Origin of the sequence: Streptomyces sp. 1114.5 (assembly GCF_003635085.1) — a bacterium.
Taxonomy (GTDB): Bacteria; Actinomycetota; Actinomycetes; order Streptomycetales; family Streptomycetaceae; genus Kitasatospora.
In genome coordinates this window covers 1,204,020-1,226,943 of record NZ_RBXE01000002.1, presented here as the reverse complement: position 1 = coordinate 1,226,943, position 22,924 = coordinate 1,204,020, and the positions used below count along the sequence as shown (strand labels likewise).

The 22,924-nt window shown below is 74.5% G+C and carries 19 protein-coding genes; 11 read left to right on the top strand and 8 right to left on the bottom strand.

Annotated features, from left to right (window positions below):
- The first annotated feature begins 96 nt into the window (after positions 1–96).
- The 6 genes from egtA (at position 97) to BX285_RS28630 (ending at position 7,661) form a co-directional block, all read left to right on the top strand.
- Positions 97–1,329, top strand: a complete 1,233-nt coding sequence (egtA, locus tag BX285_RS28655) for an ergothioneine biosynthesis glutamate--cysteine ligase EgtA (protein WP_259470827.1) — start codon at positions 97–99, stop codon at positions 1,327–1,329.
- Positions 1,326–2,750, top strand: coding sequence for an ergothioneine biosynthesis protein EgtB (gene egtB / locus BX285_RS28650; RefSeq protein ID WP_097235247.1), 1,425 nt, complete (start codon positions 1,326–1,328; stop codon positions 2,748–2,750). Before egtA ends, egtB begins: the two co-directional genes overlap by 4 nt.
- Positions 2,750–3,499, top strand: a complete 750-nt coding sequence (egtC, locus tag BX285_RS28645) for an ergothioneine biosynthesis protein EgtC (protein WP_097235248.1) — start codon at positions 2,750–2,752, stop codon at positions 3,497–3,499. Before egtB ends, egtC begins: the two co-directional genes overlap by 1 nt.
- A gap of 45 nt (positions 3,500–3,544) precedes the next feature.
- Entirely contained in the window at positions 3,545–4,516 is a 972-nt protein-coding gene (egtD, locus tag BX285_RS28640) for an L-histidine N(alpha)-methyltransferase (RefSeq protein WP_097235249.1), read from the top strand.
- A 219-nt stretch (positions 4,517–4,735) separates the two neighbouring features.
- Entirely contained in the window at positions 4,736–6,163 is a 1,428-nt protein-coding gene (locus tag BX285_RS28635) for a sugar porter family MFS transporter (protein ID WP_097239838.1), read from the top strand.
- A gap of 181 nt (positions 6,164–6,344) precedes the next feature.
- Positions 6,345–7,661, top strand: a complete 1,317-nt coding sequence (locus tag BX285_RS28630) for a nitric oxide synthase oxygenase (protein ID WP_259470826.1) — start codon at positions 6,345–6,347, stop codon at positions 7,659–7,661.
- A gap of 30 nt (positions 7,662–7,691) precedes the next feature.
- Here the strand turns inward: BX285_RS28630 and BX285_RS28625 are convergent, their stop codons facing one another.
- Positions 7,692–8,345, bottom strand: a complete 654-nt coding sequence (locus BX285_RS28625; RefSeq protein WP_097235250.1) for a TetR/AcrR family transcriptional regulator — start codon at positions 8,343–8,345, stop codon at positions 7,692–7,694.
- A gap of 203 nt (positions 8,346–8,548) precedes the next feature.
- Between BX285_RS28625 and BX285_RS28620 the strand changes: the two genes are divergently transcribed.
- The 4 genes from BX285_RS28620 to BX285_RS28605 all read left to right on the top strand — a co-directional run bounded on the left by BX285_RS28620 (position 8,549) and on the right by BX285_RS28605 (position 13,419).
- Positions 8,549–9,712 carry an acyl-CoA dehydrogenase family protein gene (locus BX285_RS28620; protein ID WP_121178676.1) on the top strand — a complete coding sequence of 388 codons (1,164 nt, stop codon included), beginning with the start codon at positions 8,549–8,551 and terminating at the stop codon, positions 9,710–9,712.
- A gap of 36 nt (positions 9,713–9,748) precedes the next feature.
- Positions 9,749–10,948: an acetyl-CoA C-acyltransferase gene (locus tag BX285_RS28615; protein WP_121178675.1), complete on the top strand. Its 1,200-nt coding sequence runs from the start codon at positions 9,749–9,751 to the stop codon at positions 10,946–10,948.
- 48 nt (positions 10,949–10,996) lie between these two features.
- Positions 10,997–11,755, top strand: coding sequence for a 3-oxoacyl-ACP reductase FabG (fabG, locus tag BX285_RS28610; protein WP_097235253.1), 759 nt, complete (start codon positions 10,997–10,999; stop codon positions 11,753–11,755).
- Between the two features lie 293 nt (positions 11,756–12,048).
- Positions 12,049–13,419 (top strand): S8 family serine peptidase, encoded by a 1,371-nt coding sequence (locus tag BX285_RS28605; protein ID WP_097235254.1) that lies wholly within the window; start codon positions 12,049–12,051, stop codon positions 13,417–13,419.
- A 181-nt stretch (positions 13,420–13,600) separates the two neighbouring features.
- Here the strand turns inward: BX285_RS28605 and BX285_RS28600 are convergent, their stop codons facing one another.
- Entirely contained in the window at positions 13,601–15,766 is a 2,166-nt protein-coding gene (locus BX285_RS28600; protein ID WP_147465247.1) for a hypothetical protein, read from the bottom strand.
- A gap of 173 nt (positions 15,767–15,939) precedes the next feature.
- Between BX285_RS28600 and BX285_RS28595 the strand changes: the two genes are divergently transcribed.
- Positions 15,940–16,485, top strand: a complete 546-nt coding sequence (locus tag BX285_RS28595) for an HAD domain-containing protein (protein WP_121178673.1) — start codon at positions 15,940–15,942, stop codon at positions 16,483–16,485.
- On the opposite strand, the gene BX285_RS28590 is transcribed toward BX285_RS28595, so the two are convergent.
- The 6 genes from BX285_RS28590 to BX285_RS28565 all read right to left on the bottom strand — a co-directional run bounded on the left by BX285_RS28590 (position 16,445) and on the right by BX285_RS28565 (position 22,858).
- Positions 16,445–16,963 (bottom strand): hypothetical protein, encoded by a 519-nt coding sequence (locus BX285_RS28590; protein ID WP_121178672.1) that lies wholly within the window; start codon positions 16,961–16,963, stop codon positions 16,445–16,447. The two genes, BX285_RS28595 and BX285_RS28590, sit on opposite strands and share 41 nt — an antisense overlap.
- 104 nt (positions 16,964–17,067) lie before the next feature.
- Positions 17,068–21,081, bottom strand: a complete 4,014-nt coding sequence (locus tag BX285_RS28585) for a LysM peptidoglycan-binding domain-containing protein (RefSeq protein WP_121178671.1) — start codon at positions 21,079–21,081, stop codon at positions 17,068–17,070.
- Positions 21,081–21,533, bottom strand: coding sequence for a hypothetical protein (locus BX285_RS28580; RefSeq protein WP_097235259.1), 453 nt, complete (start codon positions 21,531–21,533; stop codon positions 21,081–21,083). The genes BX285_RS28585 and BX285_RS28580 overlap by 1 nt, the downstream gene beginning before the upstream one ends.
- 154 nt (positions 21,534–21,687) lie before the next feature.
- Positions 21,688–22,155, bottom strand: a complete 468-nt coding sequence (locus BX285_RS28575; RefSeq protein WP_147465246.1) for a TadE/TadG family type IV pilus assembly protein — start codon at positions 22,153–22,155, stop codon at positions 21,688–21,690.
- Entirely contained in the window at positions 22,152–22,526 is a 375-nt protein-coding gene (locus tag BX285_RS28570; RefSeq protein ID WP_259470825.1) for a TadE/TadG family type IV pilus assembly protein, read from the bottom strand. The genes BX285_RS28575 and BX285_RS28570 overlap by 4 nt, the downstream gene beginning before the upstream one ends.
- A 38-nt stretch (positions 22,527–22,564) precedes the next feature.
- Positions 22,565–22,858 (bottom strand): hypothetical protein, encoded by a 294-nt coding sequence (locus tag BX285_RS28565; RefSeq protein WP_097235262.1) that lies wholly within the window; start codon positions 22,856–22,858, stop codon positions 22,565–22,567.
- Positions 22,859–22,924: the final 66 nt, after the last annotated feature.

The window sequence follows — 22,924 nt, the reverse complement described above, 5'->3', positions numbered from 1 at the left end:
ACGCCACCACCCCCGTCGGGGGTGACCCCGTTGACCGAATCGGGGGCGCGCAGCCACGTGTCGGGCGTCTGCTTCAAGATCGGACCGCCTCGACTGGTGGGAGTCGAGGTCGAGTGGTTCGTCCACGACGATCGATGTCCCACCCGGCCCGTACGGCCGGAACTGATCCACGCCGCACTGGAGTCGCTGCCCCTCGGCGGCGCCGACGGCGACTCCCTCCCCTCCGGTTCGCGGCTCACGCTCGAACCCGGCGGACAGGTCGAGCTCAGCTCCCCGCCCGCCTCCGGCCTCCTGGCCTGCGTCGACGACACCCGACGCGATCTGACCGCCCTTCGGGCCGCCTTCGCGGCGCAGGGCCTGCGACTCACCGGCACCGGGACGGACCCGCTGGCCCGCCCCCGACGGATGGTGCTGGACCACCCCCGCTACCTCGCGATGGAGCGCTTCTTCGACTCCGCGGGGCCCTGGGGCCGGATCATGATGACCGGTACCGCGTCGGTGCAGGTGTGCCTGGACGCCGGCGACGCGAACGGCCCGCACGCGGTCGAGCGCCGCTGGCAACTGGTCCACCGGCTGGGCCCGGTGCTGGTCGCCGCCTTCGCCAACTCCCCGCTCCTGGACGGCAGACCGACCGGCCACCGGTCGACCCGGCAGACCGTCTGGTCCCGGATGGACCCGACCCGCACGCTGGCCCCCGAGCCGGACCACGGAGACCCGCGCGAGGCCTGGGCACAGTACGTGCTGGACGCCGAAGTCCTGTGCGTACGCAGGCCGGACGGGCTGCCGTGGACGGCCCCGCCCGGGCTGACCTTCCGCCAGTGGATCCGCGGCGCGGGCGAACGCCCGCCCACGCTGGACGACTTGGACTACCACCGCACCACGCTCTTCCCCCCGGTGCGCCCGCGCGGCCACCTGGAGCTGCGGATGATCGACGCCCAGCCGGGGGACGGCTGGATGGTGGTCGCCGCGCTCGTCACCGCGCTGCTGGACGACCCGGTGGCCGCCGACGCCGCACTGGCCGCGCTGGAGCCGCTGGACGCCCTGGACCGGTCGGCGGGGCGGGACGGCCCGCGGGCACCGCGCAGCGAGGCCTGGCGCCGCGCCGCCACCCTGGCCGTCGGCGACCCCGAGCTGCGCCGCGCCGCCCTGAGATGCTTCGCCGCCGCCGACGCCGCGCTGGGCCGCCTGCCCGGTGCCGGGCGGCTGCGCACCGCCGTCGCCGAGTTCGCCGAGCGCTACCCCGCGCGCGGCCGCTGCCCGGCCGACGACCAGCTGGACGCCCTGCGCGCCGGCACCCGACGCACTCCCCCGGAGGAGGCCGCACCATGACCGACGTCCGACCGAACGGCCCGACCGCAGCCCCCGCCGCCGCGGCCGAGGCCCCGCACGGCGCCGGGGCGGCGCACCGCACCCGAACCCCGCGCGGCATCGAGGCAGCACGCGGCATCGAGGACCTGCGCGAGACCATCGCCGCCGAGCTGCTGGCCGCCCGGGCCCGGACCGCGGCGCTGACCGACTGCGTCGGGGACGGCGACCTCACCGCCCAGCATTCCCCGCTGATGTCCCCGCTGGTCTGGGACCTCGCGCACATCGGCAACCAGGAGGAGCTCTGGCTGCTGCGCAACGTCGGCGGCCGCGACCCGATGCACCCGGAGATCGACCCGCTGTACGACGCCTTCCAGCATCCCCGGGCCGAGCGCCCCAGCCTGCCGCTGCTGCCGCCCGCCGAGGCCCGCGCCTACGCCCACGACGTGCGCGGCCGGGTGCTGGACCTGCTCGCCGCCAGCCCGCTGGAGGGGGCGCCGCTGCTGGAGGCCGGGTTCGCGTTCGGGATGATCGCCCAGCACGAACAGCAGCACGACGAGACGATGCTGATCACTCATCAGCTCCGCAAGGGCGAGCCGGCCCTGGCCGCTCCCCCACCGCCGCCCGCGCCCGCCGACGCGGCCGCCCTGCCCGCCGAAGTCCTCGTCCCGGCCGGGCCGTTCACCATGGGCACGGACACCGAGCCGTGGGCGCTGGACAACGAGCGCCCGGCCCACGTCGTCGACCTGCCGGCCTTCCTACTGGACACCACGCCCGTCACCAACGCCGCCTACCAGCGCTTCATCGCGGACGGCGGCTACGACGACCCGCGCTGGTGGACCCCGCAGGGCTGGGAGCACCGGCGGCGCGCCGACCTGACCGCCCCGCTGTTCTGGCGGTTCGAGGACGGCCAGTGGCTGCGCCGGCGCTTCGGCACGGTCGAGCCGGTCCCGCCGAACGAGCCGGTCCTGCACGTCAGTTGGTACGAGGCGGACGCGTACGCCCGGTGGGCCGGGCGCCGGCTGCCGACCGAGGCGGAGTGGGAGAAGGCGGCCCGGCACGACCCGGCCACCGGCCGCTCCCGCCGCTACCCCTGGGGCGACGGCGCTCCCGGTCCCGAGCACGCCAACCTCGGCCAGCGCCATCTGCGCCCGGCCGCGGCGGGCAGCTACCCGCAGGGCCAGTCCCCTTACGGCGTACGGCAGTTGATCGGCGACGTGTGGGAGTGGACGGCGAGCGACTTCCGCTCCTACCCGGGCTTCCGGGCGTGGCCGTACCAGGAGTACTCGGAGGTCTTCTTCGGCCCCGAGTACAAGGTGCTGCGCGGCGGCTGCTTCGCGGTGGCACCGGTCGCCTGCCGGGGCACCTTCCGCAACTGGGACTACCCGATCCGGCGGCAGATCTTCGCCGGCTTCCGTACCGCCCGCGACCTGGAGCGTGACTGATGTGCCGTCACATCGCCTACTTGGGCGAGCCGGTGGTGCCGCAGGAGCTGCTGGTGCACCCGCCGTACGCGCTGTACCGGCAGTCCTGGGCGCCCCGGACGCAACGGTACGGCACGGTCAACGTGGACGGCTTCGGCCTCGGCTGGTACGCGGACGGCGACGAGGTGCCCGCCCGCTACCGCCGCACCGGGCCGATCTGGGCGGACGGCACCTTCGCCGACCTCGCCCGCGTGGTCCGCACCCGGGCGCTGGTGGCCGCCGTCCGCTCCGCCACCGAGGGCTGCGCGGCGGGCGAGCACGCGGCCTCGCCGTTCACCGCCGAGCGCTGGCTGTTCAGCCACAACGGCGCGGTGGCCGGCTGGCCGGGCAAGCTGGACGCGCTGGCCGCCCTCCTTCCCCCGGCGGAGCTGCTGGAGCTGGAGGCGCGCACCGACTCGGCCCTGCTGTGGGCGCTCACGCTGCACCGGCTGCGGGCCGGAGCCGGGCTCGGCGAGGCCCTGGCGGACACCGTCGCGGACGTCGCCGCGCACACCACCGCACGGATGAACCTGCTGCTCACCGACGGCACCGCGATCGCCGCGACCACCTGGGGCGACACCCTGCACCACCGCACCCTGCCGGGTCTCGGCACGGTGGTGGCCTCCGAGCCGTACGACGAGGAGCCGGGCTGGACACCCGTCCCGGACGGCTCGCTGCTGCTGGTCGACGGCGACGGCGTCACCGTCCGGCAGCTGCCGAGCCACGGCTGACCCTCCACTCTCCCTTCATCTTCTGAACAGAGGAACCACCCTGTCATGGACACCTTCGATCTCGCCCGACTGCTGCCCGCCGACCACTTCAGCACCGCACTGCACCACGACGTACGGCACGGACTGACCTCCGAGCCCAAGTGGCTGCCGCCGAAGTGGTTCTACGACGCGCGGGGCAGCGAGCTGTTCGAGGAGATCACCCGGCTGCCCGAGTACTACCCGACCCGCGCCGAGCGGGCCATCCTGGCCGCCCGGGCCGGCGAGATCGCCGCCGCCACCGGGGCCCACACCCTGGTCGAGCTGGGCTCCGGCTCCTCCGAGAAGACCCGGCTGCTGCTGGACGCCCTGCGCGGGCTCGGCACCCTGGAGACGTACGTCCCGGTGGACGTCAGCGAGAGCGCGCTGACCGCGGCCGGCACCGCGCTCGCCGCCGAGTACCCCGGACTGGCCGTGCACGGCGTGCTGGCCGACTTCACCGCCGGGCTCGGCCTGCCCCCGGAGGGCGGCCCGCGGCTGGTCGCCTTCCTCGGCGGCACCCTCGGCAACCTGCTGCCCGCGGAGCGTGCGGCCTTCCTGCGCGGCCTGCGCGACGCCCTGGACCCGGGCGACTTCCTGCTGCTCGGCACCGACCTGGTCAAGGACCCGGCGGTACTGGTCGCCGCCTACGACGACAGCGCCGGGGTGACCGCCGAGTTCAACCGGAACGTGCTCAACGTGCTCAACCGGGAACTGGGCGCCGACTTCGACCCGGAGGCCTTCGAGCACGTCGCGCTCTGGGACGCCGAGCAGGAGTGGATCGAGATGCGGCTGCGCTCGCTGCGCTCGCAGACCGTGAAGATCCCGGCCCTGGACCTGCCGGTGCACTTCGCCCGGGGCGAGGAGCTGCGCACCGAGGTTTCGGCCAAGTTCCGCCGCGAGCGGGTGGCCGGGGAGCTGTCGGCGGCCGGTCTGCGGCTGGACCACTGGTGGACGGACCCCGAGGGCCGCTTCGGGCTCTCGCTCTCCACCCCGGCCTGAGCGGGACCCCGCCTGAGCGGCACCCCGCGCGAGGGAACCCCGTCCGAGGGGCGCCCCGTCCGAGCTCGGCCCGGGCTGCGCAAGCCCGGACCGAGCCCAATTTGCTTGTTCACCTTACGAATTCTCGGGGCGAAGATTGAGCCACCTGGTGTACAAGAGTTAAACGAATAGGGGTTACGATCTCGGCTACCGAGCTCAGCGTTGAGTACCAGGAGTCAGATCGTGAGCGTCACCCAGAAGCCCTCCGGGGCGGTCGAGGCCCCCGCGCCCGGCCGCCTCGGCTTCGTCGTCTTCATCACCGCCGCAGCGGCCCTCGGCGGGTTCCTGTTCGGCTACGACAGCTCCGTGATCAACGGAGCCGTCTCAGGCATCCAGGAGAAGTTCGGCGTCGGCGACGGCGTGACCGGCCTGATCGTCTCCTCGGCCCTGCTGGGCTCGGCGATCGGCGCGGCGCTGGCCGGCCGGTTCGCCGACCGCTACGGCCGCATCAAGGTCATGAAGGCGGGCGCACTGCTGTTCGCGGTCAGCGCCGTCGGCTCGATGCTGCCCTTCTCCGCCTGGGACCTCGCCCTGTGGCGCGTCCTCGGCGGCGCGGCCATCGGCATCGCCTCGGTGATCGCCCCGACCTACATCGCCGAGGTCGCGCCGACCAAGTACCGGGGCCGGCTGGCCTCCTTCCAGCAGGCCGCGATCGTGCTCGGCATCGCGATATCCCAGCTGATCAACTGGCTGCTGGCGCAGGCCGCCGGTGACGACACCCGCGGCCACCTGCTCGGCCTGGAGGCCTGGCAGTGGATGCTCGGCATCTGCGTCGTGCCGGCCGCGGTCTACTTCGTGCTCTCCTCGGTCATCCCCGAGTCCCCGCGCTACCTGATCCAGGCCGGCCGCCTGGACGACGCCCGCAAGGTGCTCACCGAGGTCGAGGGCGAGGGCGTGGACACCGACGCCCGGATCGCCGAGGTCCAGACGCTGATCGCCTCCGACCACCGCCCGCGCTTCCGCGACCTGCTCGGCGGCCGCTTCGGCCTGCTGCCGATCGTCTGGGTCGGCATCGGCCTGTCGGTCTTCCAGCAGCTGGTCGGCATCAACGTGATCTTCTACTACTCGTCGATCCTGTGGCAGTCGGTCGGCATCGACCAGAGCAACTCGCTGCTGATCAGCTTCATCGGCTCGGTCATCAACATCCTCGGCACCGTGGTGGCGATCGTGCTGGTCGACCGGATCGGCCGCAAGCCGCTCGCCCTGATCGGCTCGGTCGGCATGGCGGTCGCCCTCGGCGCGGCCGGCTGGGCGTTCTCCTCGGCCACCGGCAGCGGCGACAACCTCACCCTGCCCGACCTGCAGGGCACCGTCGCCCTGATCGCCGCCAACGCCTTCGTGCTGTTCTTCGCGATGTCCTGGGGCGTGGTCGTCTGGGTGATGCTCGGCGAGATGTTCCCGAACCGGATCCGCGCCGCCGCGCTCTCCGTCGCCGCCTCCGCCCAGTGGATCGCCAACTGGGTGATCACCGTCTCGTTCCCGTCCATGTCCCGGTGGAACCTGTCGGCGACCTACCTGATCTACGCCGCCTTCGCGGCGCTGTCGGCCCTCTTCGTGGCCAAGTACCTGAAGGAGACCAAGGGCATCCGCCTGGAGGACATGGGCTGACAGCCACCCATCGTCGGTTGATCGGACAGTCAGACGGTCTGACGGTCTGACGCCCTGATCCTCTGACGGTCCGACCTTCGGCCCCCGCACCCTAGCGCCATCGGCGCGGGTGCGGGGGCCGAATCGTTCACTCCCTGCGGTGGACCGCGCACCTCCGGTACTCCTGTGCGACAGGAGGGATGTGTCCTTGATCTTCGACCGGCTTCGCACCCGCACCCGTACCCGTACCGGCAGAACCGCGGCCGCCGCCCCGACCGGCGGCTGCCCGTACGCCCACGCGCACGCCCCGGCGACGCACCCGCACCCGACGGCGACGGCCGAACCGACGACGCCTGAGCGGGAGCCCGAGCCGGCGGCCGTACCGACGTCCGAGCCGGCGGCCGGACCGCCGCCGTTCACCGACCCGGAGCAGGCCGCCGACTTCATCCGGCAGTTCCACCACGAGCAGCCCGCCGCCGGGGACCCGCAGGCGCGACTGCGCGCCGTCCTCGACGAGATCCACCGCACCGGCAGCTACCGGCACACCCCCGCCGAACTCGCCTACGGCGCCAAACTCGCCTGGCGCAACGCCGCCCGCTGCATCGGCCGGCTGTACTGGCGCAGCCTCGTGGTCCGCGACCTACGCCACCTCTCCTCCGCCGACGACATCGCCGCCGAGTGCTTCGAGCACCTGCGGCTGGCGGGCAACGGCGGACGGATCCGCCCGGTGGTCTCGGTGTTCGCCCCCGACCGTCCGGGCCGCCCGGCCGCACGCATCCTCAACCAGCAGCTGGTCCGCTACGCCGGACACCGCACGGAGGACCGCACCGAGGACGGCACCGAGGGCCGCACCGTCGGCGACCCGGCCGGCGCCACGCTCGCCGCCCGGGCCCGCGACCTCGGATGGAAGTGCGCCGAGGACCGCTTCGAGGTGCTGCCGCTGCTCGTCCAGGAGCGCCCGGGCGAGCGCCCGTCCTGGTACGAGCTGCCGGACGACACCACGCTGGAGGTGCCGCTGAGCCACCCCGAGCACGGCTGGTTCGCCGAGCTCGGCCTGCGCTGGTACGCGGTGCCCGCGATCAGCGACATGACGCTGGAGATCGGCGGCGTCCGCTACCCGACCGCGCCGTTCAACGGCTGGTACATGGGCACCGAGATCGGCGCCCGCAACCTTGCCGACGCCGACCGGTACGACATGATCGGCGCCGTCGCCGAACGGCTGGGCCTGGACACCTCCAGCGACCGCACGCTCTGGCGCGACCGCGCGCTGATCGAGCTCAACATCGCGGTGCTGCACTCCTACCAGGAAGCCGGGGTGACGATCGCCGACCACCACACCGAGTCGGAACGCTTCCTCAAGCACGTCGCCCAGGAGCGGCGGCTCGGCCGGCCGACCCCGGCGGACTGGAGCTGGATCGTGCCCCCGGTCTCGGGCGGGCTGACGCCGGTCTACCACCGGTACTACGACCCGGTGGACCCGGCGCTGCGGCCGGCCTTCGTCCCGCGCGAGCCCTGGTAGCCCGCCCGAGGGCCGGGGTCACGGCTACGGCTACGGACGCGGGGCGAGCCGCTCGAAGCGCAGGACGAGTCCGTCGAGCAGCGCCTCCAGGCCGGTCTCGAAGGCGCCCTCGTCGACCGCCCCGCGGTGCCCGGCCAGCCGGTGCGCCTCGCCGAGGTGCGGGTAGTCGGCCGCGTCGTAGACCTCGGCGTCCGCCGGGAAGCCGGCCGCGAAGGAGGCCAGCGCGGAGCCGGTGACGAAGTAGCGCATCAGCGCGCCGATCCGGGTCGCCTGCCCGCGCGGCCACCCGGCCTCGACCAGGTGCCCGAAGACCGCGTCGGCCAGGCGCAGCGCGTTCGGCCGCCGCCCCGGGCCCTGGGCGAGCACCGGGACGATGTTGGGGTGGGCGGCCAGCGCGGCGCGGTAGGAGCGGGCCCAGTCCCGCAGCGCCTGCGGCCAGGGGACCGTCCCGCCCGCCGGAGCGCCGAACATCGACAAGTCGACTTCGCCGATGACGCTGTCCACCACCGCGTCCAGCAGTTCGTCCTTCGTTGCGAAGTGGTTGTAGAGCGAGGGCCCGCTGACCGACAGCTCGCCGGCGAGGCGGCGGGTGGAGAGGGCGTCCAGCCCCTCGTCGTCGATCAGCCGCAGCGCGGCGGCGACGATGCGCTCGCGGCTGAGCAGCGGGGTGCGTGGACGGGCCATCGCAGCGTTTTCCTCCGGTCGGGTGGGTTCCGGTCGGGTGGGTTCCGGTCGGGTGGGTTCCGGTCGGGTGGGTTCCGACCCCGCGGGTTCCGGTCGGGTGACGGAGGACCGATTCTGTCAGGCGCCTCTTCCCAGCCCGGGCCGGTCGGGGCTACAGTCCCACCATAAAACTTGCAGCGCTAGTTTATTGGTGTGGAGTAGCCGTGAATCTGGAGCTGTCCGAGGAGCAGAGCGCCGTCCGGGACCTCGCCGCCTCCTTCACCGACCGCGAGATCGTGCCGTACGCCGCCGAGTGGGACCGCGTCGAGTCCGTCGACCGCGCGATCATCGGCAAGCTGGCGGAGGTCGGCTTCCTCGGCCTGACCATCCCCGAGGAGTACGGCGGCAGCGGCGGCGACCACCTCGCCTACTGCCTGGTGCTGGAGGAGCTGGGGCGCGGCGACTCGGCGGTGCGCGGGATCGTCTCGGTCTCGCTCGGCCTGGTCGGCAAGTCGATCAACAGCTTCGGCACCGAGGAGCAGAAGCAGCACTGGCTGCCCCGGCTCACCTCGGGCCAGGCGCTCGGCTGCTTCGCCCTCACCGAGCCCGGCACCGGCTCGGACGCGGCCAACCTCACCACCCGCGCGGTGCGCGACGGCGAGGACTGGCTGATCAGCGGCGCCAAGATGTTCATCACCAACGGCACCTGGGCCGACGTCGCGCTGGTCTTCGCCCGCACCGGCGGCAGCGAGCCCGACCAGCAGGGCCACCGGGGCATCACCGCCTTCCTGGTCCCCACCGACCTGCCCGGCTTCACCCGCACCGAGATCCACGGCAAGCTCGGCCTGCGCGGCCAGGCCACCGCCGAACTCTCCTTCGACGGCGTCCGGGTGCCGGACAGCGCCCGGCTCGGCGCGGTCGGCAAGGGGTTCACGGTGGCGATGGCCGCGCTGGCCAAGGGCCGGATGTCGGTCGCGGCCGGCTGCGTCGGCATCGCCCGCGCCTGCCTGGAGGCCGCGGTCCGCTACGCGGGCGAACGCGAGCAGTTCGGCCGGCCGATCGCCTCCCACCAGCTCGTCCAGCAGCTGCTGGCCGGCATCGCCGTGGACGTCGAGGCGGCCCGGCTGCTCACCTGGAAGGTCGCCGACCACATCGAACGCGGCCTGCCGTTCGCCACCGAGTCCTCCGTCGCCAAGCTCCACGCGAGCGAGGCCGCCGTCCGGGCTGCCAACAACGCGCTGCAGGTGTTCGGCGGGTACGGGTTCATCGACGAGTACCCCGTCGGCAAGTACCTGCGCGACGCCCGCGTGATGACCCTCTACGAGGGCACCAGCCAGATCCACGAACTGCTCATCGGACGCGCCCTCACCGGCGTCAACGCCTTCTGATCCGCCTCCGCCCCACCTGACAAGGAGCCCGACGACGTGCGTCCCGTCTACTTCGCCGCAGCCCGCCGCACACCCATCGGCCGACTGCGCGGAGCGCTCGCCACGGTCCGCCCGGACGACCTCTCGGCCACCGTGCTGCGCGCCCTGCTCGCCGATCTGCCCGCCCTCGACCCGGCCCGGATCGACGACGTCTACTGGGGCGCCGCCAACCAGGCCGGCGAGGACAACCGCAACGCCGCCCGGATGGCCGTCCTGCTGGCCGGCCTGCCGGAGACCGTCCCCGGAGCCACCGTCAACCGGCTCTGCGCCTCCGGCCTGGAGGCCGTCACCCTCGCCGCCCGGGCCATCGGCTCCGGCGAGGCCGACGTGGTGCTGGCCGGCGGCTGCGAGTCGATGACCCGCGCCCCCTTCGTCCTGCCCCGCCCCGACGAGGCGTTGCCGCACCGGATGGAGACCTACGACACCCGGCTCGGCTGGCGACTCACCAACCCGCGGATGGCCGAACTGCACGGCGTGCTCAGCATGGGCGAGACCGCCGAGGAGGTGGCCACCCGGTACGGCATCGGCCGGGAGCGCCAGGACGCCTTCGCGCTGCGCAGCCACCAGCGGGCCGCGGCCGCCCGCAAGGACGGGCACTTCGACGCCGAGCTGATCCCGGTCGAGCGGCCCGACGGGGTGACGGTCGGCCAGGACGAGGGCATCCGCGAGGACACCAGCCTGGCCAAGCTCTCCGGGCTCAAGCCGGTCTTCCGCGCCGGGGGCACCGTCACCGCCGGGAACGCCTCGCCGATGAACGACGGCGCGGCCGGGCTGGTCCTGGTCAGCGAGGAGGCGCTGCGCGACCTCGGGCTCCAGCCGCTCGGCCGCTACGTGGCCGGCGCCTCGGCCGGGGTGCACCCGGACGTCATGGGGATCGGTCCGGTACCGGCGACGGCGAAGGTGCTCGGACGGGCCGGCTGGTCGCTCGCCGACCTGGACACCGCCGAGCTGAACGAGGCCTTCGCCGCCCAGGCGCTGGCCTCCGCCGCCGGCATCGGGTTCGACCCGGAGCAGGCCGATGAACTGGTCAACCCCAGCGGCGGGGCGATCGCCCTCGGCCACCCGCTGGGCGGCTCCGGCGCCCGCATCCTCACCACCCTGCTGCACCGGATGCGCCGCACCGGCGCCCGGCGCGGCCTGGCCACCATGTGCGTGGGCGTGGGGCAGGGTACGGCGGTGCTGGTCGAGAACGTCTGAGCAAGTGTTTCCAGGATTCCAGGAACAGAAGTGACCGGAGGAGAAGAGATGGCCCGTTTCACCGGGAAGGTCGCCGTGGTGACCGGCGCGGCGCAGGGCATCGGGGCGGCCACCGCCCGCCGGCTGGCCGAGGAGGGCGCGGCGGTCGCCGTGGTCGACCTCAGCGCCGAGCGGGCGGCCGGCACGGTCGCCGAGATCACCGCCAAGGGCGGCACCGCCCGGGCGTACGGCTGCGACGTGGCCGACTACGACGCCGTCGAGGCGGTGTTCGCGCAGATCGCCGCCGACCTCGGAGGGGTGCACATCCTGGTGAACAACGCCGGGATCACCCGGGACAACCTGTTCTTCAAGATGCCCAAGTCCGACTGGGACGCGGTGCTGACGGTCAACCTGACCAGCGCGTACAACTGCAGCCACGTCGCGCAGAAGTACATGGTGGCGCAGAAGTTCGGGAAGATCGTCTCGCTCAGCTCGCGCTCGGCCCTCGGCAACCGGGGCCAGGCCAACTACGCGGCCGCCAAGGCCGGCATCCAGGGCCTCACCGCCACCCTGGCGATCGAGCTCGGGCCGTTCAACATCAACGTCAACGCCGTCGCGCCCGGGTACATCGCCACCGCGATGACCGCCGCCACGGCCGAGCGGGTCGGCAGCACGGCGGAGGACCACCAGGCCGAGGTCTCCGCCCGGACGCCGCTGCGCCGGGTCGGGCAGCCGGAGGAGGTCGCGTCGGTGGTCGCCTTCCTGGCGAGCGAGGACGCCTCGTACGTCAGCGGGCAGACGCTGTACGTCAACGGCGGCGCCCGGTGATCGGTGCCTGACGACGGCTTACCCGAAGCCGGTGAACTTGGTAAAGTTGGCCAACACGGTGAAAACTGTGAACGCTACAGGCCACTTCTGACGCCCAGTCAGTGGGCCGTCCCAGATGCGGGGTTACCTTCCCCTGGGACGGCCTTTACCTTTTCGCGTGGCCGATCATGACCATGGCGCCGATCGGACTACCCCACCAAATGACTATGGCATGATCATGTTGCAGTCGATGGGATGGCCGGACCGACCCGACCTGACCAAGGTCGGGCCCTGCGTCCCCCTCAAGGAGTCCCATGGGCAGCCCCGCTTCCCTCCGTCGCGCCCTGGCACTGCTCGCCGTCGGGGCCACCGCCCTCACGGCCGGCACCGTCGCCGTTCCGGCCGTCGGCACCGCGACCGCCGCCCCCTCGCACGACCTCGCGGGCGTCCACGTCCGCCCCGCCTCCTTCGGGCACCACAACGCCCAGGCGCGCGTCGCCCCGCTGAGCACCACCCAGTGCGTCAGCCAGATCGGCATCCACTGCTACTCGCCGCTGCAGTACCGCGCCGCCTACAACCTGAACCCGCTGTACCAGGAGGGCGTCACCGGCAAGGGCCGCACGATCGTCATCGTCGACTCCTTCGGCTCGCCGACCATCCAGCACGACCTGGAGGTCTTCGACAAGCAGTGGGGCATCCCCGACACCAACGTCGAGGTGGTCAAGTGGGGCAACGTCCCCGTCTTCGACCCGAAGAACCCCGACCACACCGGCTGGGCCGGCGAGACCACCCTGGACGTCGAGTACGCCCACGCGGTCGCCCCCGACGCGCACATCATCCTGGTCGAGACCGGCGTCGCCGAGACCGAGGGCACCACCGGCCTGCCCGAGATGATGGACGCCGAGAAGGACCTCATCAAGAAGGGCCGCGGCGACGTCATCTCGCAGAGCTTCGGCGCCACCGAGAACACCTTCCCGGGTTACGACAAGGGCGACTTCAAGTCGCTGACCGACCTGCGCTACGCCTTCAAGGCCGCCGCCGACCACAACGTGACCGTGCTCGGCGCCTCCGGCGACAACGGTGCCACCGACGCGCAGGCCAACGGCTCCGACCTGTACCCGTACAAGGTCAACTCCTGGCCGTCCTCGGACCCGCTGGTCACCTCCATCGGCGGCACCCAGCTCACCCTGGACGACAACGGCAACCGCACCGCGGCCGACAAGGTGTGGCACGACAAGTCCGGCGCCGGCGGCGGTGGCGTCTCCGGCGTCTTCGAGCGCCCGTGGTACCAGGCCGGCGTCGCCAACGTCACCGGCAACCACCGCGGCACGCCGGACATCAGCATGAGCGCGGCCGTGGACGGCGCCGCCTGGACCTACGAGTCCTACGACCCGACCGCGGTCGGCTGGCACCTCACCGGCGGCACCAGCGAGGCCACCCCGATCTTCTCGGGTGTCGTCGCCCTCGCCGACCAGCTCGCCGGCTACCGCCTCGGCCAGCTCAACTGGCGCCTGTACGGCCTCAACCTGCTCCCGAGCCAGTGGAGCGGCATCGTGGACGTCAAGGAGGGTGACAACGGCTGGAACGGCGTCACCGGCTACAACGCCACCGAGGGCTACGACCTGGCCAGCGGCCTGGGCACCATCGACGCGGCCAAGTTCGTGCACGCGATCGCCGGTCGGTGATCGTCGGTCACTGATCGACTGACGGCTGGACAGCCGACGGCGGACGGCTGACAAATGACAGCGGACAGATAACAGATTTCGAAATCTGTTATCTGTCCGCTGTTTTCTGTTACCTGTTACTTGTCACTCGTGATCCGTCAGCCGTCAGCCGTCACCCTGTCCGCGGCCGCCTGCCCCGCCGTCATTCGGCGGCGGCCAGCTGGGCGAGGTAGCGCTCGGCGGCGCGGAGCTTGCGGCCCTCGGGGCCCGGGAGGTAGGCGCGCAGCTCGATGATCTCCGGAGCGATCCGGATCGCCTCCGCGCGGTCGGTGATCGAACGCCAGCAGGCCTCGGCATTGGTGGCCGCCTGCTGCGTCTCCGGGTGCTCCGGGCCCTGCGAGCGGAGCAGCGACAGGGCCACCTCGCGGTAGATGTCCGCGGCCTCGGCCGCCCGACCTGCGAGTCGGCACACGTGCGCGCGGACCTGCCGTACCTGGAGGACCGGTTCGGAGACGGCGCCGTGTTCGGCGATCGCCTCCAGTTCGAGGGCGAACGCCAGGTCGGTGGCGGCGGCGTGCTCACCGGCGTCGGCGCTGCGGACGATCCGTCCGATGACCTCGCGGTAGTCCGCGCGGGGCGGGCCGGCCACCGGGGCTTCGGCAGGCACAACGGCGGGGACCGGATCGACGGGGGCCGCGTCGGAGGGCACCTCGTCCTGCGGCGCGCTCTCGGCGGGGGCCGCCTCCGCCGGTGCGACCTCGGCCGGGACGGCGTCCCGGGGCTCCTCGGCGGCCTCCGCCACCGCTTCGACCTCGGTCACCCCCTCCTCGGCCGCGGCGTCCGCGACGGGCTCCGTCACCGCCTCCTCCACCTGGGGGAGTTCGGCCTCGGCGACGACGTCCGGGGCCGCCGTACGGGCGGGCTTGCGGAGCGTGACACCCACCGGGGATCCTGCGTCCTCGCGTACGGCGTCCTCGGGGGTGGCGTCCTCGGGGGTGGCGTCGGCCGGGGCGGCCTTGTGCAGGGTCACGCCCGGTGCCGGGACGGGCTCGCCCGCCTTCAGCAGGCTGACCGGGCGGCCCGGACGGGGCGGGGTGGGCGGCACGCCCGGCTTGACCAGGCTCACCTGACCGCCGACGGCCGTCGGGGCGGCCGGGGCGGCCGGGGCGGGAGAGGCCGTCACCGGTGGCGCGGCAAGGTCGTCCTGCGGCTCCGTCGGGCGCGGCAGGAGGGCGGCCGGAGGCGGCGGCAGCTCCGTCGGCGCCGGGTCCGTCACCGGCACGGCGTCGGCCACCGGCGGCAGCTCGACCGCCAGGGCGTCGCCGCGTCGCGCGGTGTTGCGGAAGAACGGGCGGTCCGGGGCGTGCGTGGCCAGGATGACCACGTCCGGGCGCAGCACCGAGTACACCTGCTGCCGCAGGTGCTCGGGCGCGAGCACCTCGCCCGCGCCGGGGCGGCCGCCGTGCAGCGCCTCGATCAGGGCCCGGGTGAAGGTGCCGATCTGCTCCGGGTCCGGGCTGACGACCGCCCACAGCGGGATGCCCTCGCTGAGCGGCGAAACGGTTCCCTGGAGGTACGGCCAGGCGTTCTGGTCGGCGCTCAGGTCGGCGATGACGAGGGTCTGCCACTCGGCCGGCCGGTGGCTCAGTTCGGCGGCGATGGCCTGCCAGGGCAGTCCGTCCTGCTTGGCGTCGCGCAGGGTCAGCTGGAGCTGTCCGCCGCGCTTGTCGGCGACCACGTGGCCGCCGACGTGCACCAGCAGCGGCCCGGGGTGGCGGGAGGCGGCCCGCAGGTGGGCGAGGACGGTGTGCGGGTCGCCGGCGCCGGGGAGGTGCACGGCGTCCACCGCGTCGGCGGCGAGCAGCACCTGCGGCGAGACGGCGGCGAGCATCGCCGAGAGCACCGGCGCCTGGGTCGGGCCGCCCCGGCCCCAGGTGCGGCGGCCGGAGTTGCCGTACCCGCCCTCGATCACCAGGATCCGTCCGCGCGGCGCGGTGCCGAGCCCGCCGGGACCGGCGGCGGTCGCGCCCGGCGCACCTCCCGGCATGCCACCCGCCGTCCCGCTCACGGCCGGGAACGGCGGCGGAGTCGCCGCACCGACGGCGGGCAGGCCGGTGAGGGTCCATCCGGTGGGCGGGACGGGCGGCGCGGCCGGGGGTGCGGGCGGCGGCGTGGGCGCCTGGACGGGCTGCGGCGCGGACTGCGGCGCGGCCGGGGGCGCCGCGGGTACCGGAGGCGGCTCGTAGAGCGCGGCGGGCCCGGGCGGGTGCTCCTCGGAAGGGTGGCGCGGGGCCGGCGGTACGGCGTCCCAGGGGCCCGAGTCCGCTGTCGGGTCGGGACCTCCGGAAACCGCTGTCGTCTCCGCCATCTCCTGGTCACCGCCCCGCCCCGCCGCTCCCGCGGCGTCTGATGCCCTTGCCCGTGTGGCACCTGCCACCACACTCCGTGCGCGGCCACCCTACGAGATCCCGGCGCACCCTATCCAGGCCGGGTCTCCGATCGACGCACCACACCGCCCGCGGTGCCCGCTATCGTGCGGTCATGACCGCTCCCGGCCGCCCGTTGCTGTTCCTCGACGTGGACGGCCCGCTGATCCCCTTCGGCGGCCCTCCCCCCGGCGGCTATCCCACCTTCCGCAGCCCGTTCGCCGACACCGGAACCGGTGGCAACCCGCTGGTCAGCCGCGCCGACCCGGCCTTCGGACCGCGACTGCTGCGCCTGCCCTGTGAACTCGTCTGGGCCACCACCTGGCTGGAGGACGCCAACGCCTGCCTCGCGCCGTGGCTCGGGCTGCCGCAACTTCCGGTCGTGGCCTGGCCGGTGGAGGAGACGGGTGACGAGACGGGCGACGAGGACGCCGGACCGCACGGCCTGCACGGCCTGCACTGGAAGACCCGCACACTGGTCGCCCGGGCCGCCGGGCGGCCGTTCGCCTGGGTGGACGACGAGATCACCGAGGCGGATCGCCGATGGGTCGCAGCCCACTCCCCCGCCCCCGCCCTCCTCCACCGGGTCGACCCGCAACGCGGCTTCACCGAGGCGGACTTCACCGCCCTGGAGGCCTGGCTGCGCGCCGTCCGAGCCTGAACCGCACGACCGGCCGCGGCGCCGACTCCGGTACGGCGGCGAGGTGTTCGGCGGCAGCCGTGATGAATGCACCTACGGCCGCCTCGAACTCCGTTTCCCTTGCCGCGAGTTCGTCCTCGTCGGCCGCGCCGCGCACGGCCCCGGCCCGGGCGAACGCGGCGTCCGCCAGCGGCTCGGGCCGGCCGGACACCAACCGCAGCCGGAAGCGCGCCGTCTCGGCGACGGCGCCCAACCGGTCGGCCTCGGCGAGCGCCGGACCGAGTGCGACCGGGTCCGACCGACGCAGCCACACGGTGACCAGCGCTCGCTTGAGCTCGGTCACCGCCGCGGCGAACCCGCCGTACGCGGCCAGGAGTTCCTGTCGCAGCAGTTCCTCGCGCGCCCTCGCCTCGCCGCGCGCAGCGGCCCGCTGCTGGAACAGGTGGGTGCTGAGAGACCCCAACAGCGTGCCGAGGACGGCGATCAGACTCGCGAGCACGGTGCTCCTCACCCTCCGGAATCCGTACGGCGCTGCGCCTCGGCCGGGTGGCATCCGACGGTGCCACCCGGCCGAGGCTGGTCCCGCCCTGTGCGGCGGCGTCCTCAGGAACCGGCGAGCAGGTCCCTGAGCAGGGCGACCGTGTCGGAGTCGAGGTCGCGTCCCGTACGGCGGCTGAGCGCGTCCAGGCGGTTGACGGCGCGCAGGAGCTGGTCCCGGGCGCCGGCCGAGGCGTAGGCGTAGAACAGGTCCCGGTGCAGGAGTTCGACGTCCGGGGCGACGGCGAGGCCGCGGAAGACGGCGGCCTCGGCGCTGCGGTGGTCGCCGTACTGCAGGCGGCGGGCGGCCAGTTCGTGCGCGGTGTCGACGATCGCCGCGATCATGTCCTGACGTTCGGCCTCCGCCCAGCCGTAGGAGGCGGGCGGGGCCTCGGCGAACGGGGCGCCGCGGACCAGGGCCAGGGCGTGGGCGAGGGCGGCGTCCGCGGTGGCACTGGTGCTGCGCATGCCGCGCCGGTAGAGGCTGCGGAACTCGTCCCAGTCGCAGGTCACCGCCGGGGCGAAGGAGTAGCCGTCGGTGCCCTCGGTGGGCAGGAAGACGTGGCCCTCGGGCGAGGTGCCGAACCAGGCGGCCAGGTCGGCGAGTTTGGCCGGCAGCGGGCTCTTGGCGTCGGCCGTGGTGGGGTGCGGGTCGAGGTGCGCGGCGCCCGGGTGCAGGTCCTGGTCGAGGGCGCGGTGGTCGGCGCCGGGGCGCAGCGCGAGGTAGACGGCGAGTTCGGTGAGCCGGGGCAGCGCGCCGGATTCGGCGGTGCCGAGGACGCCGGCGACGTCCACTGGGCCGAGCAGCCGGATCCGGGGTGCGTTGCGCGGGGCGTGCGCCTCCGGGGACCGGAGGATGGCGAGCAGGTCGTCGCTGTCGCTGCGACCGGTTGCGGTCCGGGCCGTCCGGGCGACCGGGGCCACCGCGGCGGGACCGGGTTCCAGGGCCGCGGGGCCCGCCGTCACGACGGGCTCCGGGGTGACGGCCGCTTCGGCTTCCCCGGCTTCCCCGGTCTCCGCGGTCTCCGCGGTCTCCGCGGTCTCCGCGGTCTCCGCGGCCTCGGCTTCGGCAGCTCCGGCGGCGGCGTCGGCGCCGCTCTCGGGAGCGGAGGCGCCCGTCGGAGCCGGCTCCTCGGCCGGCCCCGGCGCCGCCGGCCGCGGTACCACCGGCTGAACGGCGAGGACGACGGTCGCCGTGGCCTCCGCCGGGGCGTCCACCGTCCCGGCCTCGGCAGCGGCGTCGGCCGCGGCACCGCCCGTACCCTCACCGGTCTCCTCCGGCCCGCCAGGCCGACGCAGGTCCCGGGTGGTCTCGTCGCCGGTGGCCTGCCGCCCCTGCCCGTTGACGGCGAACCGTGCCGGACCGGCAGGGACGGGGGCCGGAGCCGGCACCGGCACCGGAGCCGGGGCGGGCGTCACCGGGTCGGTGCCGGCGAACGGGCTGGCGCCGGTGCCGATGACCCGGGCCAGCAGCCGGGGACCGGCGGCGGTGTCCGCCCCCGCCTCTCCCGAACCGCCCGAACCACCCGCACCACCAGCGGGACCCGCACCGCCCGCGGCACCGACACCGGCCAGCACCGGTACGGCGAGCGGGAGTTCGGTGGTGTCGCTGTCCTCCGGCCCGTCCAGGGTCCAGGCCGGAGCCGGGTGCTGGGTGGTGTCGTCGGCGGCTCGGAGCAGTTCGGCGACCTGGTCGTACTGCGGCCCGCTGAGGCGCTGCAGCTCGACGGTGAGGTGCAGGCCCGGGATGGCGGCCTGGCCGCTGGTCGGCAGGGTCCAGCGGGCGACCGGGCCGGTGCCGCGCTCGGGGGCGCGGGTGATGACGGCGACGCAGGTGCGCGGGCGGGCGTCGAGCAGCCGGCCGAGTTCGGCAGGGACGTCGCCGCCGGGCTGCTGGGCGCAGAGCACGATCTCCGGGATCCACGACTCGTCGGCCTGGCCCCGGCTGCGGGCGTCGCGCGGGCTGCTGGCCTCGGCGGCGACCAGGGTGGCGCGGGCCTTGGCCGTGCGCGGGCCCAGGGCGGCGAGTGCGGCCTCCAGGGTGGCGTGCCGGTGGACGCGTTCGGCGGCCGGGCCGCTGATCGGCACCTCCTCGGCGAGGTCGACCAGGTGCAGGTGGAGCCGGTCGGCGAGCGGGCTGTGGGCGAGCTCGACGGCGAGGGTGCGCAGCACGTCCCGGGCGTCGTCGGGGTGGCCGGAGAGGTGGAGCAGCCGGACGGCCTCCAGGTCGGCGAGGACCACCGAGCCGTCGGGCGAGGTGCCGAGGGTGACCAGCGCGGGGTACGGCGCGGCGGTCTTGCGGGCCTGGGCGGCGCTGAGCAGGTCGCCGGAGTCGGCGCTGCACCACCAGACGTTGGCGGCGTGCGCTGCGCGGAACGGCGCGATCGGGGTGGCCGGGCCGGACAGGTGCAGCTCGACGGTGTGGCCGGGGGTGATCCGGGCGGCGACGATGGCGGGCAGGCGCTTGCTGCCGCGCACGGTGTTGCGGGCCAGGGTGCGCAGGGCGCGGTCCAGCAGCTCCAGCCCGGCCTGGTCCTGCCGGGCCAGCAGCTCGTTCTCGAAGGCGGCGGCCTCGGCGGTGGGCATCGCGATGCGGTGCCGGGGGCGGCGGGCGCGCTGCTGGGTGCCGCGCTTGTGGGCGACGGTGCCGACCATGATGGCGGCGAGCAGGACGCCGACGGTGGAGGCCGCGAGGGCGACGGTGTAGTCGTCGCTGGGGGCCGGGTCGGCATGCGCGGCGGGGGCGGGCGCCTGCGTCGGCGCGTGCGTCGGCGCCTGGGTGGCCGGGGCAGGCTCGGGAGCCGGAGCCGGAGCCGGAGCCGGCGCGGGCTCGGGAGCAGGCGCGGGCTCGGGAGCGGGCGCGGGCTCGGGAGCGGGTGCGGGCGCAGGAGCGGCAGCCGCCCCCGGCACCGTGAGCACCATCCCCGGCACCACCACGTCCGGGTCGGTCAGCCGCTCGCCGTCCGGTGCCTGCACCCCCTTGTTGGCGTCGAACAGCTTCGGCCACTCCTCGCCGTCCCCCAACTCCCGCTGGGCGATGCCCGAAAGGCTGTCCCCGGCCCGTACGGTGACGGTCCGCTGCCCGCCCGTACCGCCCGGCTCGGTCCCGGCCTGCGGTGACGTCCCCTGCGGGGGGTTCCCCTGCGCCGCAGTGCCCTGCTGTGGTGCGCCCTGCTGTGGTGCGCCCTGCGCAGTGCCCTGGGCCGCATCGCCCGAGGGCACCGGAGCCGGAGCCGGAGCTGCCGGCGAGCCCTTCGCCTCGTCCGGCTTGGCGTCCGCCGGCATCAGCAGCTCCCACCCGGGCTGGATCGGCCGCTCGGCGTCGAAGCGGATGCCCGAATCGTCCATCACCCGCCCGTCGTTGAGCCTGGCGATCTCCATCCACCGTTCGCCCGAGCCCAGTTGGCGCTCGGCGATGGACCACAGGCTGTCGGCGGGCCGGCTGTCCCGCACCGTGTACGTCGGCTGCTGCTCGGCGGCCGGGGTCAGGGCGGGCGCGGACTGCGCGGCGGGCAGGGCGGCGCGCTGCACGCCCGGGGTCAACTGCGCCTGTGCGGCCGGGGTGTGGGCGAGTTCAGGGACGGCCGCGAAGGCCGATCCCGCGACCGGCAGCAGCGCGAGCACCGAGCCGACCAGTCCGGCCGCGAGCCGCTGGCTCCAGCCGAAGGCCGGGATCCGGCGGGCGACCCGGCCGCGCAGCTGGGCGGGGATCTCCAGCAGGACGGAGAGCGCGAAGCAGGCCCAGGCGAGCCAGCCCACCACCACCAGCGCCCACAGGAACAGCCGCCCGTCGTCCGGGCTGGTGAGCGCCTCCCCGATGCCGCCCGGCGCCACGTCGCCCATGCCGGCGACCGCCTGGGTGCCGTAGAGCAGCAGCGCGGGGACGCCGAGCAGCAGCACGAGCAGGGTGACCAGCGCGCCGAGCGCGGTGATCAGGGCGCCGCCGCGGCCGCGTCCGCGCGGCGGTCGGGGCGCCGGGGCGGCGGGGCGGCGCGCGGCGCCGCCCCGATGCGCGGCTCCGGCCCGGCCCGTGCGGGCCTGGGCGGTTCGGGCCTGGTCCTTGGCACGTGGCGCGGCCATCAGTCGGTCTCCGCTTTCTCGACTCCGTGGACGAGGGTCGCACTGCCCTTGCCCGTTACCTTCCGTTCCCCGAGGGCGCCCAGCAGGACCGGCCGGTAGTCGGCCTGCACGGTGACGATGACGACCTTGCCGTCCTCGGAGAAATCGACGTGCTCGGATTTCAGGCCGTATAGGCCGAGGTAGGCGTCGGCGGCGTCCTGGGCGTACTTCTGCTGGGCCTTGAACCCCTTGCCCTTCAACAGCTCGGCCTGGTCGAGCTGTTGCCCGCCGACCCGCGCGGCCTCCAGGGCGTAGGCGTCGGTGCGCTCGGCGACCCGCAGTCGGCCGCCCGCGTCGACCACCAGGGCGATGACGAGCACGACGTAGGCTGCGCAGATCGCCACGAAGAGGGCGACCGCGCCCCGGTCGGGCCGACCCGCCGTCCGTCGCCGCAGCCGGCTCAGCACCCGCATCCTCTCCCCCCGATCCGCACGCCGTCCTCCCCACCGGCCCCCACCGGGCGCCGCTCGATACCGCTGTGTCATCCCCCGGGCGCTCTCCGCTTGCGTCTCCCCCGCGCGGGCCGCCTCCAATCCCCCGGCTTCCCGGCGGCGGAGGCACGCGCCCTCAGGTGCCCCGGTAACGGTCCACCACCGAGCGGAACTCGCCGACGAGGTGCTTCGTCACGGGCACCCCGGACGGCCCGCCGAGCAGGTCGGACAGTTCGACGTCGCAGACCACGGTGACCGTGACGGTCGTGACCGGCCCGCCCGGCAGGTCGAGCTTCCCCTTCTCGACCCGGACGTCCCCGTCGCGGCAGGAGACGCCCTGCTGGCGCAGCGTCTCCAGGGCGGAGTCCCTGGCCGGCTTCGCCATCGCCTCCGGGTCGCGCTGCAGCGTGGCCGTACGGGCCCCGGCGCGGGCGGCGGCCTCGACGGTGCCGGCCGTGGTCTGCACCCGTCCGGCGGCGACGGCCAGCAGCACCAGGCCGACCACGCCCGGCACGACGATCGCCGCCTCGATCGCGATCCCGCCGCGGTCCCGTCTGCGCGGGCGCCACCACCGCGGCCCGGCCCCGGGCGTTCCCCGCCTCACGGCTTCACCGCCGGCGGGACGAAACGCTCGCGCGGCGCCTCCGCGAACTGGGTGATGGCGGGCGCCGACAGCCCGGGTATCAGCATCGGTGGCGTCAGCTGCACGGTGACCCGGATGGTGTCGGCCGTGCTGCCGGACGTCCGCACCTCGTACGAGCGCACGCCCTGCCGGTCGAGGAAGTCCCGGGCCTGCCGCTCGGCCGCCGCGTTCTTCCCCTCGTCCGTCGCGTTGCCCTGCACCCGCCCGGCGTCCACGCCCTCGCGGGCGGCGGTGAGCGCGACCTGCCGGTCGTACCACCACAGCGCGGCCTGGACGACGAGCAGCAGGAGCAGCAGGACGACCGGGAAGACGATGGCGAGGCTGACGCTCATCGACCCCCGGTCGCCCCCGCGGCGGAGAGGCGGGCGCATCACTTGGTGGCGCCGCCCGCGCCGCCCGCGCCACCGGGCATGTTCGGGTCCTGCTCCACCTTCTGGACGACCTTGTCCTTGAGCAGGTACAGCGCGGTCGCGACGGCGCCCGCGACGAAGACCAACGCGATGATGGCGAGGGCGAGTTCGATGCTGATCGCGCCGCGGTCGCCGCGCGCGCGGGCGGCTCGGAGCCGGCCGAGCCGCAGCGTGAACAGCAGCAGCGCGAACTGCACCGGCAGCAGGACGGGTCGCAGCACCCGTCCGGCCAGGTGGGCGAGTCGTACGGTCATCGGGGTCTCCCGGGGTGTGGCGGTGTGGTGTGGTGTCAGCCGCGTGGTGTCGGTGCCACCGGGTGG